This is a genomic window from Lysobacter sp. Soil_N_51, from assembly GCF_057655755.1.
In genome coordinates, this window is sequence record NZ_JBDGLR010000002.1 from 335,953 (window position 1) to 351,581 (window position 15,629).

The 15,629-nt window shown below is 66.8% G+C and carries 17 protein-coding genes; 12 read left to right on the plus strand and 5 right to left on the minus strand.

Annotation, left to right across the window (positions count from 1 at the left end):
• Positions 1-15: 15 nt before the first annotated feature.
• The 5 genes from AC3A4T_RS04405 to AC3A4T_RS04425 all read left to right on the plus strand — a co-directional run bounded on the left by AC3A4T_RS04405 (position 16) and on the right by AC3A4T_RS04425 (position 2,918).
• On the plus strand, positions 16-264 hold the full coding sequence (locus AC3A4T_RS04405) for a hypothetical protein (protein WP_487674276.1): 249 nt from the start codon (positions 16-18) through the stop codon (positions 262-264).
• The gene (locus AC3A4T_RS04410; RefSeq protein ID WP_487674277.1) at positions 265-1,032 is read left to right on the plus strand and encodes a hypothetical protein; all 768 of its coding nucleotides are present in this window, start codon (positions 265-267) and stop codon (positions 1,030-1,032) included.
• 60 nt (positions 1,033-1,092) lie between these two features.
• On the plus strand, positions 1,093-1,416 hold the full coding sequence (locus AC3A4T_RS04415) for a RebB family R body protein (RefSeq protein WP_487674278.1): 324 nt from the start codon (positions 1,093-1,095) through the stop codon (positions 1,414-1,416).
• A 122-nt stretch (positions 1,417-1,538) separates the two neighbouring features.
• Positions 1,539-1,883 carry a RebB family R body protein gene (locus AC3A4T_RS04420; protein WP_487674279.1) on the plus strand — a complete coding sequence of 115 codons (345 nt, stop codon included), beginning with the start codon at positions 1,539-1,541 and terminating at the stop codon, positions 1,881-1,883.
• Between the two features lie 261 nt (positions 1,884-2,144).
• Entirely contained in the window at positions 2,145-2,918 is a 774-nt protein-coding gene (locus AC3A4T_RS04425; protein WP_487674280.1) for a Crp/Fnr family transcriptional regulator, read from the plus strand.
• Positions 2,919-3,570: 652 nt separating this feature from the next.
• On the opposite strand, the gene AC3A4T_RS04430 is transcribed toward AC3A4T_RS04425, so the two are convergent.
• Positions 3,571-4,227 (minus strand): arylesterase, encoded by a 657-nt coding sequence (locus AC3A4T_RS04430; protein ID WP_487674281.1) that lies wholly within the window; start codon positions 4,225-4,227, stop codon positions 3,571-3,573.
• A gap of 293 nt (positions 4,228-4,520) precedes the next feature.
• Here AC3A4T_RS04430 and AC3A4T_RS04435 point away from each other — a divergent pair, with 293 nt between their 5' ends.
• Positions 4,521-5,285, plus strand: a complete 765-nt coding sequence (locus tag AC3A4T_RS04435; protein WP_483587767.1) for an ABC transporter ATP-binding protein — start codon at positions 4,521-4,523, stop codon at positions 5,283-5,285.
• Between the two features lie 3 nt (positions 5,286-5,288).
• The gene (locus AC3A4T_RS04440) at positions 5,289-7,793 is read left to right on the plus strand and encodes an ABC transporter permease (RefSeq protein ID WP_487674282.1); all 2,505 of its coding nucleotides are present in this window, start codon (positions 5,289-5,291) and stop codon (positions 7,791-7,793) included.
• Between the two features lie 200 nt (positions 7,794-7,993).
• On the opposite strand, the gene AC3A4T_RS04445 is transcribed toward AC3A4T_RS04440, so the two are convergent.
• The gene (locus tag AC3A4T_RS04445; protein ID WP_487674283.1) at positions 7,994-8,251 is read right to left on the minus strand and encodes a hypothetical protein; all 258 of its coding nucleotides are present in this window, start codon (positions 8,249-8,251) and stop codon (positions 7,994-7,996) included.
• Positions 8,252-8,400: 149 nt separating this feature from the next.
• Positions 8,401-9,177 (minus strand): hypothetical protein, encoded by a 777-nt coding sequence (locus tag AC3A4T_RS04450; RefSeq protein ID WP_487674284.1) that lies wholly within the window; start codon positions 9,175-9,177, stop codon positions 8,401-8,403.
• An 87-nt stretch (positions 9,178-9,264) separates the two neighbouring features.
• On the opposite strand from AC3A4T_RS04450, the gene AC3A4T_RS04455 reads away from it, so the two are divergent.
• Genes AC3A4T_RS04455 through AC3A4T_RS04465 form a run of 3 tightly spaced genes read left to right on the plus strand, consistent with a single transcriptional unit; the run spans position 9,265 to position 11,853 of the window.
• Entirely contained in the window at positions 9,265-10,434 is a 1,170-nt protein-coding gene (locus tag AC3A4T_RS04455) for a class I SAM-dependent methyltransferase (RefSeq protein ID WP_487674285.1), read from the plus strand.
• Positions 10,431-11,132 carry a pseudouridine synthase gene (locus AC3A4T_RS04460; RefSeq protein ID WP_487674286.1) on the plus strand — a complete coding sequence of 234 codons (702 nt, stop codon included), beginning with the start codon at positions 10,431-10,433 and terminating at the stop codon, positions 11,130-11,132. Before AC3A4T_RS04455 ends, AC3A4T_RS04460 begins: the two co-directional genes overlap by 4 nt.
• Positions 11,125-11,853, plus strand: a complete 729-nt coding sequence (locus tag AC3A4T_RS04465) for an HAD family hydrolase (protein ID WP_487674287.1) — start codon at positions 11,125-11,127, stop codon at positions 11,851-11,853. Before AC3A4T_RS04460 ends, AC3A4T_RS04465 begins: the two co-directional genes overlap by 8 nt.
• A gap of 211 nt (positions 11,854-12,064) precedes the next feature.
• Here AC3A4T_RS04465 and AC3A4T_RS04470 read toward each other — a convergent pair whose 3' ends face one another.
• Complete coding sequence (locus AC3A4T_RS04470; protein ID WP_487674288.1) at positions 12,065-12,649, minus strand: DUF1415 domain-containing protein; 585 nt, start codon at positions 12,647-12,649, stop codon at positions 12,065-12,067.
• Positions 12,650-12,686: 37 nt separating this feature from the next.
• Positions 12,687-13,169 (minus strand): YajQ family cyclic di-GMP-binding protein, encoded by a 483-nt coding sequence (locus AC3A4T_RS04475; RefSeq protein WP_056115918.1) that lies wholly within the window; start codon positions 13,167-13,169, stop codon positions 12,687-12,689.
• A gap of 160 nt (positions 13,170-13,329) precedes the next feature.
• Between AC3A4T_RS04475 and AC3A4T_RS04480 the strand changes: the two genes are divergently transcribed.
• Positions 13,330-14,385, plus strand: coding sequence for an NAD(P)-dependent alcohol dehydrogenase (locus AC3A4T_RS04480; protein WP_487674289.1), 1,056 nt, complete (start codon positions 13,330-13,332; stop codon positions 14,383-14,385).
• A 604-nt stretch (positions 14,386-14,989) separates the two neighbouring features.
• A complete protein-coding gene (locus AC3A4T_RS04485; RefSeq protein WP_487674290.1) occupies positions 14,990-15,526 on the plus strand; it encodes a CcdC protein domain-containing protein in 537 nt (178 codons plus the stop codon).
• Positions 15,527-15,629: the final 103 nt, after the last annotated feature.

A 15,629-nucleotide genomic window follows, 5' to 3' on the forward strand; every position in this document is an offset into this window, starting at 1 on the left:
AGACCGGAGTTCGCAATGGACGAGAGCCTGCACTATCTGCTGCATGAAGAACTGGAAGGTCTGTTCGATCGGCCGGCCGCCGAGGCCGTGCCGGTCGTGCCGGTGGCGACCGCGGAGCCGGTAGCGCCGGCCGGCGTCGAGCCCGCGGCGACGCCGGCCGCGACCACCGCGTCAGTCTCGGACCGTACGTTCGACGAGTTGATCGCGCGTCTGGCCGATCCGAAGGTGTTGCAGGCGCTGGCGCGTCTGCTGGGGGGGCGTTGAATGTCCGCCACCGCATCCACGCCCGAGTCATCGCCAGCACCCGCACCAGCACCCGAACCAGCACCAGCAGCACCCGCAACCGCGCCCGGCATCGATCCGGCCGTCACCGCGCTGGACGCGCAGTTCACCGAATTCGCGCGCGACTGGCTCGGGATCGAACTGGGCGCGGAGGAGCGCGCCCGCGTGCGCGGCGCGATCGCCGTGCTGGAAGCGCAGCAGCGCATGCAGGCCGCCCAGGCGGCCAACGCGGCGAGCGCGCGACGCCCGGGCGGCAGCGCGATCGACATGGACCGGCGGCGCATCCAGAACCTGATCGATCAAAACCTCAGCCGCACCCAGGCCACCGTGATGGGCAATGCGCGCGCCGAGCGCGCCGCCGAGGCCGCGGTGCTCGGCGCGGTCGAGCGCGCGCAATCGCTCGACGATCTGCGTCCGCCTAAACCCGCCGCCGGCGCCGGCACCGCAGCCAACCAGGCGCCGCGCACCGATCCGCTGATCGCGCAGATCGCCGATCAGCTCACCGGCTTGATCAAGCGCGAAGTCGATGCCTGCTTCCAGCAACAGTTCGGCCCGCTCGCGAGCCAGTTGCAGGCGGTGATCGACGCCGCGCAGGACAGCGGACTGCTGGCCAGCAAATCCGATTCCGCGTCCTCGGACGAGTCGCGCGGTACTGCGGAAAACAGCGGAAAAACCGCTGAAAAACCCGATCAGAACAACAACCACGACAATGCCGCCAAGGCGCCTGCATCGGCTTCACAACGCGATTGATGACTCGTTCTTCAGCTACGTACGGCATCGGCCGTACCCCACTACTCCAAGGAGCTTCACATGGCATTCCCTACCGCTGTCAATGACCAGATCACCGATGCCGTCACCCAGTCCAACGTCAAGGTCATCGGCGAAGCGCCGGCCTTCGCGATGGGTTCGATCTACCAGTCGATGGCCCACTCCACCGGCATCCTGTTCGAGAACGCCGTGTCCGCGCAGCAGCAGCAGAACACGCTGGCGCAGGCCGCCGCCAACCAGGGCGTGATGCAGATCTACAGCGTCGACACCACCGCCGCGGCCGGCGCCACCGAGAAGGTCGCCCAGACCGGCGTGTCCGACAACCTCACCAGCCTGCTGACCGTGCTGCAGGCGTTCAAGCCCTGATCCGCGCGCGGCGGAGGTCCGGCCGCATCGGCCGGATCGAGGATGCCGGCTCGCTCATGACCTGAGTCGAGCCTGCATCTCCGCCCACAGGCTTCCCGACTATCGCTAACGAGGATTTACCCATGGCATATCCCACCGCCGTCAACAACCAGATCACCGACGCCGTCACCCAGTCGAACGTCAAGGTCATCGCCGAAGGTCCCGCCTTCGCGATGGGTTCGCTGTTCCAGGCCTCGGCGCATTCGACCGGCATCCTGTTCGAGAACGCGATCGCCGCTCAGCAGCAGCAGAACACGCTGGCGCTGGCCGCGGCCAACCAGGGCGTGATGCAGATCTACACCGTCGACACCACCGCCGCCGCCGGCGCCACCGAGAAGATCGCCCAGACCGGCGTGGCCGACAATCTGACCAGCCTGATGACCGTGCTGAAGTCGTTCAAGTCCAGTCCCAATCCGTACGGCCCGTAAGTCGCGCAGCACCCGATGCCGGGCCGCCGCGAGGCGCCGGCATCGTACCGGCTTCGCCGAGACGCGCATCGTGGCAATGCCGCCACAACTGCAGACGAACGCTCCGCTTGCCGGACGTCGCACTCGCCGCAGACCCCGAACGCAGACGTCCACAGGGGGCGTTATGGAACGTGCCACCGGCCGCGGGCGCGGCCGTCATGATCGCCGCGACCGCATCGGTCGCTCCCATTCCACCGCCTGCCGCGGCACGTGGCCGCCGCTATGTGCCTGACATCCGAAGACAGCATCGCGGTACGCCGGCGCCGCTGGGGCCTGGACCGCTGCGGCTTGCTGCGCGGCCTGCCGTCCACGCTGCTCGATCACGTCGCCCGCCACTGCACCGAATTGAATCTGGAAGAAGGCGACGCGCTGTTCTTCAAGAACGATTCCAGCGACTTCCTCGCCTTCGTCGTGCATGGCCGCATCTACAAGCTGCTGTACGGCCCTGACGGCCAGGAACTAATCGTCGACACCATCGAAAGCGGCGAGACGGTCGACGAAATGCCGCTGCTCGACACCCATGCGCACACCTTCACCGCGGTCGCCTACAGTCCGACGCGGGTATTGCTGCTGTCACGCCGGCATTTCGCCAGCCTGATCGCCGATCCGGTGGTGATCGAACGCGCGCACACTTCGCTGTGCGTGCGCCTGCGCCAGGCGGTGGAGAGCCTGGAGACGATGTGCCTGCATCGCCTGGAATCGCGCCTGGCGCGTTATCTGCTGTCGTTGATGCGTTCGCAATCGCGTCAGCGCGGCGACGATTTCGAAGTCGCCCTGCCGCCGACCCAGAGCATCCTCGCGGCGATGGTCAACGCCAGCCGGCCGAAGTTGAACGCGCAGCTGCAGACCTGGCATCGCAGCGGACTGGTGAGCCGCAAGCGCAACATCCTGCGCATCAACGACATGGATCAGTTCCGTTGCAAGGCATATCTGGGGCGCGATGCGCAGCGACCGAACCTGCGCGCGCGCACGGCGGTGGCTCGGCACAATGCTTGAGTGGTTTGGGCCGAGGGGTTATGGGCGGCTGGCGTTGAGGCCGCCGCATTCGGGCCGAATGATTGTGCATGCGCCGATCATGCAAATTTCGACTCCTGAGCCAGCGCTAGCTCCAGCTCCAGCGAACTCGCCTTTGCTGTTCCCCCCCTTGCAAAAGGGGGCAGGGGGGATTTGCTTTTGCTCCTGAAAAAAAGCAACAGCAAAAGCAAATCCCCCACGTCCGCTTCGCGGCCGTTCGCCCCCTTTGTCAAAGGGGGCAACAGCAAGAGCCGAGGCGATCGTTTGGAATCGGTCGCTGCCGGTGCATCGTCAGTCGTAGCTTCGGCCGGTCACGGTCACGGTTGCGAGTCCGAGCCAGTTTCGACTTCGACCCCGACGTGAGCTTCAACTACAGCCACATTTTCGGTTCCGGTTCCGGCTCAAGTGCATTCGCATCTGCTGTTCCCCCTTTGCAAAAGGGCGGCAGGGGGGATTTGCTTTTGCTCCTGAAAAAAACAACAGCAAAAGCAAATCCCCCACGTCCGCTTCGCGGCCGTTCGCCCCTTTGTCAAAGGGGGCAGCAGCAAAGGCGCGCAACTCGAGAAGTTGCATCGCCCGCCGAGCGCGGTGCGCACTCGCCAACCCGCGACTCACCCCGGCAGCCGATCCAACCTCACTTCAACATCGGCCCAAGCTTCGTCCAGACGTGATCGCGCAACTTCGGCTGCACGCCCGCGATCGGATGCAGGTTGTCGGCCTGGAACGCGGCACGGTCCATCGCCACCGGTTCGAGCAGGAACGGCAGCAACTGGGTGGCGTACTTCTTCGACAGCTCGCGGTAGTTGCGTTCGAAGCCCTGGGTGTATTCCTTGCCGAGGTTGGGCGGCATGCGCATGCCGATCAGCAACACCTGCGCCTTCGCCGCCTGCGCGGCCTGGATCATGCGTTCCAGGTTGGCCCGGCTCTGCGCCAACTGCAGGCCGCGCAGGCCGTCGTTGGCGCCCAGTTCGATCACCACCACCGCGGGCCGGTTGCGCTGCAGTTCGCCAGCGATGCGCGAAGCGCCGCCGGCGGTGGTTTCGCCGCTGATGCTGGCGTTGACCACGCGCCAGCCCGGCTTGGTCTTGGCGATACGCTGCGCGGTCAGCGAGACCCAGCCCTCGGATGCGGCCAGGCCGTAACCGGCCGAAAGCGAATCGCCCATGAACAACACCGTGCGCGCGGCCTTGGTCGCCGGCGCGGCAGCGGGCTTGGCGACGGCCTTCGAAGCCGCGGCGGGCTGCGCCTGCAACGGGGCCAGCGCGCTCAACAGCAGGGCCGAAGCGAGCATCGCGACACCCAGGCCAGGACCGATGGCCCATTGAACCGGGCCGCGCGATGCCGCATATCCTTGTTTCGTGGCTGCGATTTCGCGGCCCCGGGCACGAGCGGGCGAACCTGCGTGGAGCGCCACCGTGGATGCCTGGTCTGCGCCGGTGAGCTGCGCGCTGGCGCCATCGCGGCGCTCGCTGTTGCGGCATGCAGCGGTCGGATCCGCAGTATTCCGGCTCTTAAAATTCAAGTTCTTAAAATTCATTTAATAACGTCTCCCGACACTACGGCGAGGCAAGCAGAAGGACGATCATGGCAGCTTCCAACCTGGCTGATTCGATCATGGCCGACAGCATCGTGAAAGACCACGACGAACCGCAGGCTGAAGCGCCGGGCGCGAAAGCGCGTGTGGCGATGCTCGAAGTCGAGGGCCTGGGCAAGCACGTGCCCCTGCCGTCGGGCGAGCTCGTCATCCTCGATGGGGTCGGTTTCTCGATCGCCAAGGGCGACACCGTCGCCATCGTCGGCGCTTCGGGCTCGGGCAAGAGCACCCTGCTGTCGCTGATGGCGGGCCTGGATTCGCCGAGCACCGGCACGGTCAAGCTCGATGGCGACACCATCTCCGCGCTCGACGAAGACGGCCGCGCGCGCGTGCGCAGCGAGAAAGTAGGCTTCGTGTTCCAGAGCTTTCAACTGCTGCCGTCGCTGACCGCGCTGGAAAACGTGATGCTGCCGCTGGAACTGCGCGGCGACCGCGATGCGCAGGCGCCGGCGAAGGCGATCCTGGGCAAGGTCGGCCTGGGCCAGCGTCTGGATCACTACCCGCGTCAGCTCTCGGGCGGCGAACAACAACGCGTCGCGCTGGCGCGCGCGTTCGTGACCCGGCCGTCGTTGCTGTTCGCTGACGAACCCACCGGCAACCTCGACACCCACACCGGTCAGGCGATCATCGAACTGCTGTTCGAACTCAACGCCGACGCTGGCACCACGCTGGTGCTGGTAACTCACGACGAACACCTCGCCGAACGCTGCCATCGCCGCATCCGCCTCGACAGCGGCCGCCTGGTGCAGGGCTGAGGCATGGGCCGCACACTCTCGATGGCATGGCGGCAACTGCGCCGCGACCTCAAGGCCGGCGACGTCCGCATCCTGCTCGCGGCGCTGATCCTGGCGGTGCTCGCGGTGACCGCGGTCGGTTTCGTCACCGATCGCGCCGAGCGCGCGCTGGCGATCGAAGCCAACCGTCTGCTCGGCGGCGATGCGGTGATCCGCGCCGATCAGCCGATCCAGGGCAAGCTGCGCGAAGCCGCGTCGGTGCCGCAACTGCGCCACGCCGAAGCGACCGAACTGCAGACCATGATCCGGGTCGGCGAGCGTTTGCAGCTCGGCGATCTGCGCGCGCTCGGCGCGGGGTTTCCGCTGCGCGGCAGCTTCCGCATCGTCGATCGCGCAGGCGCGACCGAGCGCGATGCGCCCGGCGTGCCCGCGCCGGGCACGGTGTGGATGAGCCAGGCCGGCGCCGACACGCTCGGCGCGCAGGTCGGGCAGGAGATCGCGCTCGGCGATGCGCGCCTGCGTCTGGCCGCGTTGGTGACGCAGGAACCCGATGCGTCGCTGGATTACTTCAACATCGCGCCGAAGGTGTTCCTCAATCTGTCGGATCTGCCGGCGACCGGTTTGATCCAGCCCGGCAGCCGCATCCGCTATCGCATGGTCGTCGCCGGCCCGGCCAACGCGGTGGAACGTTTCGTCGCCGACGCCAAGCCCGCGCTCGGCCGCGGTCAGCGCTTGGAAACCATCTCCGACGCGCGCCCGGAAGTGCGCTCGGCGCTCGATCGCGCCGGCCGTTTCCTCGGTCTGGCCGCGCTGGTGTCGGTGGTGCTCGCCGCGGTCGCGGTGGCGATGGCCGCGCGTCGTCACAGCGAGCGGCATCTGTCGGGCACCGCGGTCATGCGTTGCCTCGGCGCGAGCCAGCGCACCCTGGTCGGTATCCATGTCGGCGAGTTGGTGATGCTCGGACTGATCGCCAGCGCGATCGGCGTCGCGCTCGCGTTCGGCCTGCAATGGGCGATCGGCGGCTGGCTGGAACAATCCTTGAAGATGTCGATTCCGGCCGCTGGACTGATGCCGGCGGTGCAGGGCTTCGGCGTCGGTCTGGTCGTGCTGCTCGCGTTCGGCGCCCCGCCGGTGCTTGCGTTGCGACGGGTGCCGGCGCTGCGCGTGTTGCGTCGCGACCTCGATCCGACCGAGCCGAGCGCGTGGCTCGTTGCGGTGGCTGGATTGGTCGGTCTGGGCGCGTTGCTGTGGTGGAAGGCCGGTTCGGTCACGCTCGGCTTGACCATGCTCGCCGGCATCACCGCCACCTTGGCCGTGCTCGCACTGCTGGCGTTGTTGATGATCGTGCTGGTGCGGCGCCTGCGTTCGCGCCTGCGCGGCAGCCTGCGCTACGGCCTGGCCAACGTCAGCCGTCGCGCCGGTACCAGCATCGCGCAGGTCTCGGCTTTGGGCCTGGGTTTGATGGCGTTGTTGCTGTTGACCTTCGTGCGCACCGATCTGCTCGATCGCTGGCAACTGGCGCTGGCCGCCGATGCGCCGAACCGTTTCATCATCAACGTGCAGCCCGATCAGCTCAAGGACGTGCGTAGTTTCATCGCCGAGCAGAAGCTGCCCGCGCCGACCTTGTTCCCGATGATCCGCGCGCGGCTGGTGTCGTACAACGGCAAACCGGTGACCGGGCAGAATTATGTCGAACGCGGCGATCGCGCCAAGCAACTGGCCGAGCGCGAGTTCAATCTGTCGGTGGCCGATACCCTGCGTTCGGACAACAAGCTGGTCGATGGAAAATTCTGGGCGCCGCGCAAGCTCGCTCAACCTGAGGTGTCGGTCGAGGAAGGGTTCGCCGAAACGCTTGGCTGGAAGCTCGGCGACACCATCGGTTTCGATATCGCCGGACAAAGTTTCAAGGGCAGGATCACCAGTCTGCGCAAGGTCGACTGGGAAAGCTTCCGGCCGAATTTCTTCGTGATCGCTTCGCCCGGATCGATGGACGGCTATCCGGCCAGCTACATCACCGCGATCAGCGTGCCGCCGCAGCAGATCCGCTTCACTTCGCAACTGGTCGAGCGCTTCCCGAATCTGTCGGTGATCGATGTCGAGGCGGTGCTCAAGCAGGTGCGCAGCACCGCCGATCAGGTATCGACCGTGGTCGAGGTGGTGTTCTATTTCTCGCTGGTGGCCGGCGTGCTGGTGTTGATGGCGGCGGTGAGCGCCAGTCAGGACGAACGTCTGCTTGAAGGCGGGGTGATGCGCGTGCTCGGCGGCAGCCGTCGCCAGTTGCGCTTGGCGCAGGCGTCGGAGTTCGCCGCGATCGGTTTGTTGTCGGGGCTCACCGCGGCGATCGCCGCATCCGTATTGGCCGGCGTGGTCGCGGTGCAGGTGTTCGACCTGCCGTGGGAGTTCGACTGGCGGATGGCCGCGGCCGGCGGTGGCGCGGGTGTGCTGGCAGCGTTGGCGGCGGGCATGTTCGCCACGCGCAAGGTGCTGGATGCGCCGCCTTCGGTTACGTTGCGTGAGTTGCAGGGATGAGGCGTTTGCGGATGTTGCGCTGAAGTCCGCGGGCCGTCATCCGGCCCTGCGGGCCACCTTCTCAGCCCTGCACTCCCTTCGGTCGCCGCTCCGCGGGAGAAGGGAATCAAACGCGCCAATTACTTCGATATTTCGCTACTTAAAGCCCCTCTCCCGCTTGCGGGAGAGGGGTTGGGGTGAGGGCCGCGCCCGACTGACGATCAAACCCCCAACTGCGGCTCAGCCTGAAACCTGCGCGCATACCCGCGCTCCTCGGCCACCCGTTCGACTTCTCCATCGGCCAGTTCCGGCGCGGCGTACACCGCATACACCGTAGCGCCATCGCGCAAACCGATATGGTGCAAGCGATAGCGCGGCTGACCGCTGCCGGTGTTGGGCGGGTAATGACGCGGCGGTTCGCCGCCTTCGAGATCGAGTTCGCTGTTGTCGACGGTGCCGCCGATAAAAAGGGCTCGCATCGTGATTCGCTCCTTGGGCTGGACCAGACTCGATCGTCGCCGTTGCGACGTTGCGTGGCGATGAAGCCGATGTTCTCGGAGCGGCAGGCGGCAAGCGGCTGCGATCGTCTGCGTACTTACGGATATCGCGGATGAAACCGCGCATGCCATCACTCACCCGGCGACAGATGCCCGGAAAACACCCGATGACGCGGATGCAGGCGCAACCACAAGGTCTGCGCCAGCACCAACGCCGCGATGCCCGCTGCGCACCAGGCCGCGACCTGCGCGCCGTTCAAAGCCGATTCGGATTGCTTGAGATACACCCCGATCAACCCCCACAGCGCGGCCGCGGCATAACCCAGGTTGCCGCGCATGCGCCCGTTCAACAGCAACACCAGCAACGCCGCCGCGGCGAACAGGACTACGCTCCAGCCGAGCATGTCGTCGACCGGCAGCAATCGATACGCGACCACCACCTGCGCGGTGTTCAAGAACGCCGCCAGCGACAGCCAGCCGGCGTGCAGCGAAATCGCGAACTTGGCCCACAACGCTTGACCGGGCGCCGGGGTCGGATCGCGCGACAGCAGCACCGCGCTCCAGGCCATGCAGGCCAGGGCCAGCCAGATCACCGCCAGCGCCAGCCAGAACCATTGCTGGGAGAAGATCGGCATCCACAGCGCGGTCAGGGTGAAACCGGCCGCCACGGCCGGCCGCAGCCGCTGCAAGGTGTCGTCCTCGCGCAATCGCGCGCGCAGTTGCCACAGCGCGAACGCCAGGTCGAGCAGGAAGATCACGCCCCAGATCGCGAACGCATAGCCCGCCGCGACCAGCAAGGTGGGATAGCGATCGGAAATCGCGCCGTTGTCGGGACCGAAGTAGCCCTGTTGGGAAAACCAGGCCACCACCGGCATCAACACGGCGGCGAACAGCACGGACAGGCGCACGATGAACACTCCCGGCATTGCGATGCCCACACCCTAACGCGCAGCCGCGTAAAATCGGCGCGATGATCTCCTTCGAGCCATTCCGCCATGCCCTCTCCCATGCGCGTTGACGCCTCCGACGATGCGCTCGACACCCTGTTCCAACCCTTCGCCGACGGCGTGTTGTCGTGGCCCGACCAAGGCGGCGCGCTGTTCCTGCGCGCGCGCGACGGCGTCGGCCTGCGCCAGCGGCCGCGCCCGGGCCTGGTGTGCGAACAGGACTACAAGCCGGCGATCGATGCCCTGCATCGCGGCGGCCTGGACACCGTCGATCTCGACTCGCTGCCGTCCGACCAGCGCTATCCGCTGGTCCTGGTGCTGCCGCCGCGCCAGCGCGACGAAGCGCGTGCGCTGTACGCGCAGGCGCTGGCCCGCACAGCGCCGGGCGGGCGCGTGGTCGCCTGCCTGAGCAACGACGAAGGCGCGCGTTCGGGGGAGGACGACCTGGGCCGGATCGCCGGCAAGGTCGGCAGCCTGTCCAAGCGCAAATGCCGGGTGTTCTGGACCGCGCCGCTGGACGGCCCGGCCGACCCGGCCCTGGCCGCGGCCTGGGCCGGCGGCGACCGGCCGCGCGAGATTCTCGGCGGGCGTTTCCTCAGCCGGCCCGGCGTGTTCGCCTGGGACCGGGTCGATCCGGCCTCGGCGCTGCTGGCCGAGCACCTGCCGGCCGATCTCGCCGGTCGCGCCGCGGACCTCGGCGCGGGTTACGGCTATCTGTCGGCCGAACTGCTGGCGCGCTGCCCGCGCATCACCGCGCTGGACGTGTACGAAGCGCAGGCGCGCGCGCTGCAACTGGCGCGGACCAATCTGCGACGCGTGCCGACCTCGGTGCCGATGGAGTTCTTCTGGCACGACGTCACCGCCGGCCTGGACGATCGCGGTTACGACGTGATCGTCAGCAACCCGCCGTTCCATGCGCAAGGCCGCGAGGAACGCCCCGATATCGGCCGGCGTTTCATCGCCGTGGCGGCGCAGGCGCTCAATCCCGGCGGCCGCCTGTGGCTGGTCGCCAATCGCCACCTGCCGTACGAAGTGGTGCTCGACGAACGTTTCGGCGAGGTCCGCACCGTGGCCCAGCAGGGCGGCTTCAAGGTGGTCGAGGCGATCAAGGCCAAGGCCGCGGGTAAGTCCGCCGGCGTGGCGAGCAGCAAACCCGCCGGCAAATTCGCCAGCAAGTCCGCCGGCAAGCCTGGCGGCAAGGGCGGAGCGCGCGCATGAAGCTGGTCAAGCTGATCGGCAACCTGGGCTACGGCAGCCGCAAGGAAGTCAGCGCGATGTTCCGCGAAGGCCGCATCACCGATCCCGACGGCGAGGTGTTGTACGCCGACGACAAGGTCGAGCACGCCGCCATCCGTATCGACGGCGAGCCGCTCGATCCGCCGGCCGGTTTGGTGCTGATGCTGCACAAGCCGACCGGTTACACCTGCTCAACCAAGGACCCCGGTCGCATCGTCTACGACCTGCTGCCGCCGCGGTTCCGCCTGCGTTCGCCGCTGCTCTCGACGGTTGGGCGGCTGGATCGCGACACCAGCGGCCTGTTGCTGTTGACCGACGACGGCGGCCTGCTGCACCGGATCGTGTCGCCGAAGGCGAATCTGGCCAAGGTCTACGAGGCGCAGTTGGCCGAAGACCTGCGCGGCGACGAAGCGGCGATCTTCGCCAGCGGCGAGCTGGAGCTGGAATCGGAGCAGACCCCGCTGGCGCCGGCGATCCTGGAAACGCTCGCGCCGCGTCAGGCGCGGCTGATCCTGACCGAAGGCCGCTATCACCAGGTGCGGCGCATGTTCGCCGCGGTCGGCAATCACGTGCAGGCGCTGCATCGCAGCCGTATCGGCGGTTTGTCGCTGCAGGATCTGCCGGCGGGGCAGTGGCGGACGTTGGATGCAGCCGATCTGGAGACGTTGTTCCGTGGTTGATCCGGTCGATTCGCGTGATCTGATTCCGATCGATTTCGTTCCCGCCGCGGTGCTGTTCGACATGGACGGGCTGATGCTCGACAGCGAGCGCGCCATGCTGGGCGCCTGGCGCGCGGCGGCGCTGGCCGAATCGATCCAGGCCGACGACGCGCTGTGGCTGTCGATGGTCGGCGTCCACGACCGCGCCAGTTTCGCGATCCTGTCCGAGCGCCTGGGCGAAGACGCGGCGACGCGTCTGCGCGCGGCCGGTGATCGTCTGTACGACGCGCAGGTCGCGGCGGGTCTGCCGCACAAGGGCGGCTTGATCGAATTGCTGGATCTGCTCGACGCGCACGGCATCGCCAAGGCGGTGGCGACTTCGACCCGGCGCAAGCGCGCGCTGGCTAAGCTTGAGGCGAGCGGCTTGATCGATCGCTTCGCGGTGATCGTGACCGGCAGCGATGTCGAGCATCCCAAGCCGGCGCCGGACATCTATCTGTTGGCGGCGCGGCAGCTCGGGGTCGATCCGCGCGATTGCCTGGTGCTGGAGGATTCCGAGCCGGGCGTGCGCGCCGCGCTGGCGGCCGGGGCGACGCCGATCCAGGTGCCCGATCTGGTTGCGCCCAGCGTGGAGCTGCGCGGGTTCGGGCATCGGATCGCGGGGTCGTTGGTGCAGGTGCGGGAGATGTTGGAGAGGGTGTTGGTTGGACGTGGGCGGGTTGGAGTTGCGTTCGGGGCTTGAAGTAAAAGCGAATCCCCCCTGGCCCCCCCTTTTGCAAAGGGGGGAAGCCCTTCGGGAGAGTGGTGCAGGGCTGGGCGACCTTCGCGTCGGCTACCGAGCTACGCATCCCACCTACCTGCTTCCTCCTTTGGAAAAGGGGGATTGAGGGGGATTCGCTTTTGCTCTGTTTCTGCCTTGCTCTGCCTCTACGCGCAATCTAAGCGGCATCAACTCACTTAGCCAACAACCCCCGCCACCCCTCGAACCCCAACTTCTGCAGCGTCTCCAGATTCCGCTCCACGATCACATCCGGATCCGGAAACGCCGCCACCGCGCGCTCGACGCTCGCTTCGCGCAACAAGTGCAAGGTCGGATACGGCGAACGGTTGGTGCAGTTGCCGACCTCATCGAATCCGGTACCGGCGAACTGGTAGTCGGGATGGAAACTGGCGACCTGGATCTCGCCCTCCAGATCCAGCGCCGCGACCGCTCCGTCGGCGAGGTCGAGGAAATCGTTGAAGTCGAAGAAGTCCTGCAGCACCTGCGGGTGGATCAGCAAGGTGGTGTCGATGCGCTCGGGATCGCTTTGTTCCAGTAGCACCAATTCCGAGGCGAGTTCTTCCAGCAGCGCCTGAGGCGTCTGCGCATCGCTCAGCACGAAGCGCACCTGGCCCTTGGCCAGCACCGCCTTGGCGAACGGGCACAGGTTCAGGCCGATCACCGCGCGTTCCAGCCAGCGCCGGGTCGCGGCGATCGGTTCGGCCTCGTCCGATGAGGCGTGGTTGGGCGAAGCATGGCTCGACAGGGGATCGCTCATGGTCGCTGGCTCACTGCACAACGGAGGGTCGCGCTGATCAATCGCGGAAATTGTCGAACTGCAGGGGCCGCTCGAATTCCATGCCCTTGAGCAGGGCGATCGCGGTCTGCAGGTCGTCGCGCTTCTTGCCGTTGACGCGCAGCTTGTCGCCGTTGATCTGGGTGTCGACCTTGAGCTTGGCGTCCTTGATCGCCGCGGCGATCTTCTTGGCCAGCTTCTGCTCGATGCCTTGCTGCACGGTGATCTTCTGCCGCGCGCCGGCCAGGTTGGTGTCGACGTCGCCGAATTCCAGGCAGCGCGCGTCGATGCCGCGGGCGGCCAGGCGGGCGCGCAGGATCTGGGTCATCTGCTCGAGCTGGAATTCGCTCGGCGCGGACTGGCTGATCGCCTTGTCGTCGAGCTCGAACTTGGCCTCGACGTTCTTGAAATCGAAGCGGGTGGTCAACTCGCGGTTGGCCTGGTCGACCGCGTTGGTGAGTTCGTGGGTGTCGACTTCGGACACGACGTCGAAGGAAGGCATGGCGCACTCGCAGTGATGGGGGAACGGCGCAAAGGGTAGCGCAAGCGCCGTGGCGATACGCAGCGTTGCAGCGACGCGGGCTCGAAAAGGCCGTCAATTGACGGCGGCGGAACGCCGCCTCGCTAGAATCGAGCGCTTCCACGCCACCTGGACCCGCCCCATGCTCAAGACCGCCGCCTACGCCGCCCAAGACGCGCGTTCGCCCCTGGCCCCGTTCTCGATCGAACGCCGCGAACCCGGCCCGGACGATGTGCTGATCGACATCCTCTATTGCGGGGTCTGCCATTCCGACATCCACCAGGCCCGCGACGAGTGGGGCGGTTCCCGCTTCCCGATGGTGCCGGGCCACGAGATCGTCGGCCGGGTCGCCCAGGTCGGCGCCAACGTGCTCGGGTTCCAGGTCGGCGACGCGGTCGGAGTCGGCTGCTTCGTCGATTCCTGCCGCGAATGCCCGCAATGCCACGCCGGCGAAGAGCAATACTGCGATCAGGGCATGACCGGCACCTACAACTCGCGCGAACGCGGCACCGGCCTCGCGACCCAGGGCGGCTATTCGACCCGGATCACCGTCGATCAGGCCTATGTGTTGCGCATCCCTGCGTCGATTCCGCTCGACCGCGCCGCGCCGCTGCTGTGCGCGGGCATCACCACGTACTCGCCGTTGAAGCATTACGGGGTCAAGGCCGGCGACGAAGTCGCGGTGGTCGGCCTCGGCGGCCTGGGCCACATGGCGGTCAAGCTGGCGGTGGCGATGGGCGCGCGGGTGACCGTGCTGAGCACCTCCGAATCCAAGCGCGACGCCGCGCTGGCGCTTGGCGCGCATGCGTTCGCGGCGACCCGCGACGAGGCCACTTTCAAGACCCTGGCGCGCTCGTTCGATTTCATCATCGACTCGGTGTCCGGCGATCACGACTACAACGCCTACCTGGGCCTGTTGAAGTTCGACGGCACCATGGTCCTGCTCGGGATTCCGGAAACCCCGTCGACGGTCGCGGCCGGCGCGCTGATCATGCAGCGGCGCAAGCTGGGCGGCTCGCTGATCGGCGGCATCCGCGAAACCCAGGAAATGCTGGATTTCTGCGCCGAACACGGCGTGGCTTCGGATATCGAGCTGATCGACATCGCTCAGATCAACGAGGCCTATGAGCGCATGATCAAGGGCGATGTGCGCTATCGCTTCGTGATCGATATTGCGAGTTTGAACGAGGCGGCTTGAGGCTTAGCCGTGGACGGCCGAGGTGATGGTCGCTGCGGCGTTCGCAGCGGCCCGCTCGTTGCTGCAGGGTTCGCAGCGGCCTGCATATCGTTACGTGGGGTTTGTAATGACGCGTGTGTCGCCCATCTTGGTTTCGAGTCGTTATTTCAGATCGTCATTCCCGCGAAGGCGGGCTCCGCCCCATTTCGGCGGAGCCGAACATCCAGAGACTTCAGAGTTCTGTCGCGATCAGGGCTTGAATCTTCGGCTTCGCGGGATAATTGGTTTTGCGTCGTCATCTCAGATCGTCATTCCCGCGAAGGCGGACTCCGCCCCATTTCGGCGGAGCCGAACATCCAGGGCTTCATCCAGGCATGACTCTGAAGCCTCTGGATCCCCGCCTTCGCGGGGATGACGGTCAAAAACATGGAGTGACGGGCAAAAACCAGGCGTCGCGCATTCAAGTCGGCACAGGCGGGCAAGCGCAGACAGGTAAGCATGCGCAGGCAACCGCAGTTCGACACGTATTGCAGGTCGGCAGGTATCGCAGACCGGCAGATGTCGCAATCGCCTTCGACCACCGCTCTTGCCACCACCATCGCACGCACTCGCTAAGCATGCGTCCATGCCCCTGCTGCTCATCATCCCGCTCGCCCTGTTGGCCCTGGTCCTGCTGTGGGCCCTGTTGCTGCCGATCGGCCTGATCCAGCGCTACCGCTATGGCAAGGCGCGGCGTCGCGCGCTGCCGTGGGTGGTGCATCTGGCCGCGGCGTTGTCGCTGCTGTCGCTGCTGATCTTCTTTTTCAGCGCTTGGCTGGTCGGCCACTGGATCGACGATGCGCCCCTGTACGCCGGCGGCGGTCTGCTCGCGGGCCTGTTGCTCGGCGCGCTCGGTTTGGCCCTGACCCGTTTCGAACACGAACCCAAGGGCCTGTACTACACCCCCAACCGCTGGTTGATCCTCGGCCTGACCCTGATCGTCGCCGCGCGCATCGTCTACGGCCTGTGGCAAGGCGCGCAGGGCTGGAGCGGGCATGGCGCGTGGTTGCCGCGCCAGGGCAGCCTGTTCGCGGTCGGCGGCTTGTTGCTCGGTTACTACCAGCTCTACACCCTGGGCCTGCGCCGCCGTTTGCGCCGGGTCGCGCTCACCGCGAACGGATGACGCAGCGCAGATGACGCGCCCGGCGCGGCGCGGCATGATGAACGGTCCAGTCCGCAACGCCGCCATGACCTTTCCGCGCCACCCCCGCTCAATCAGCCGTAAT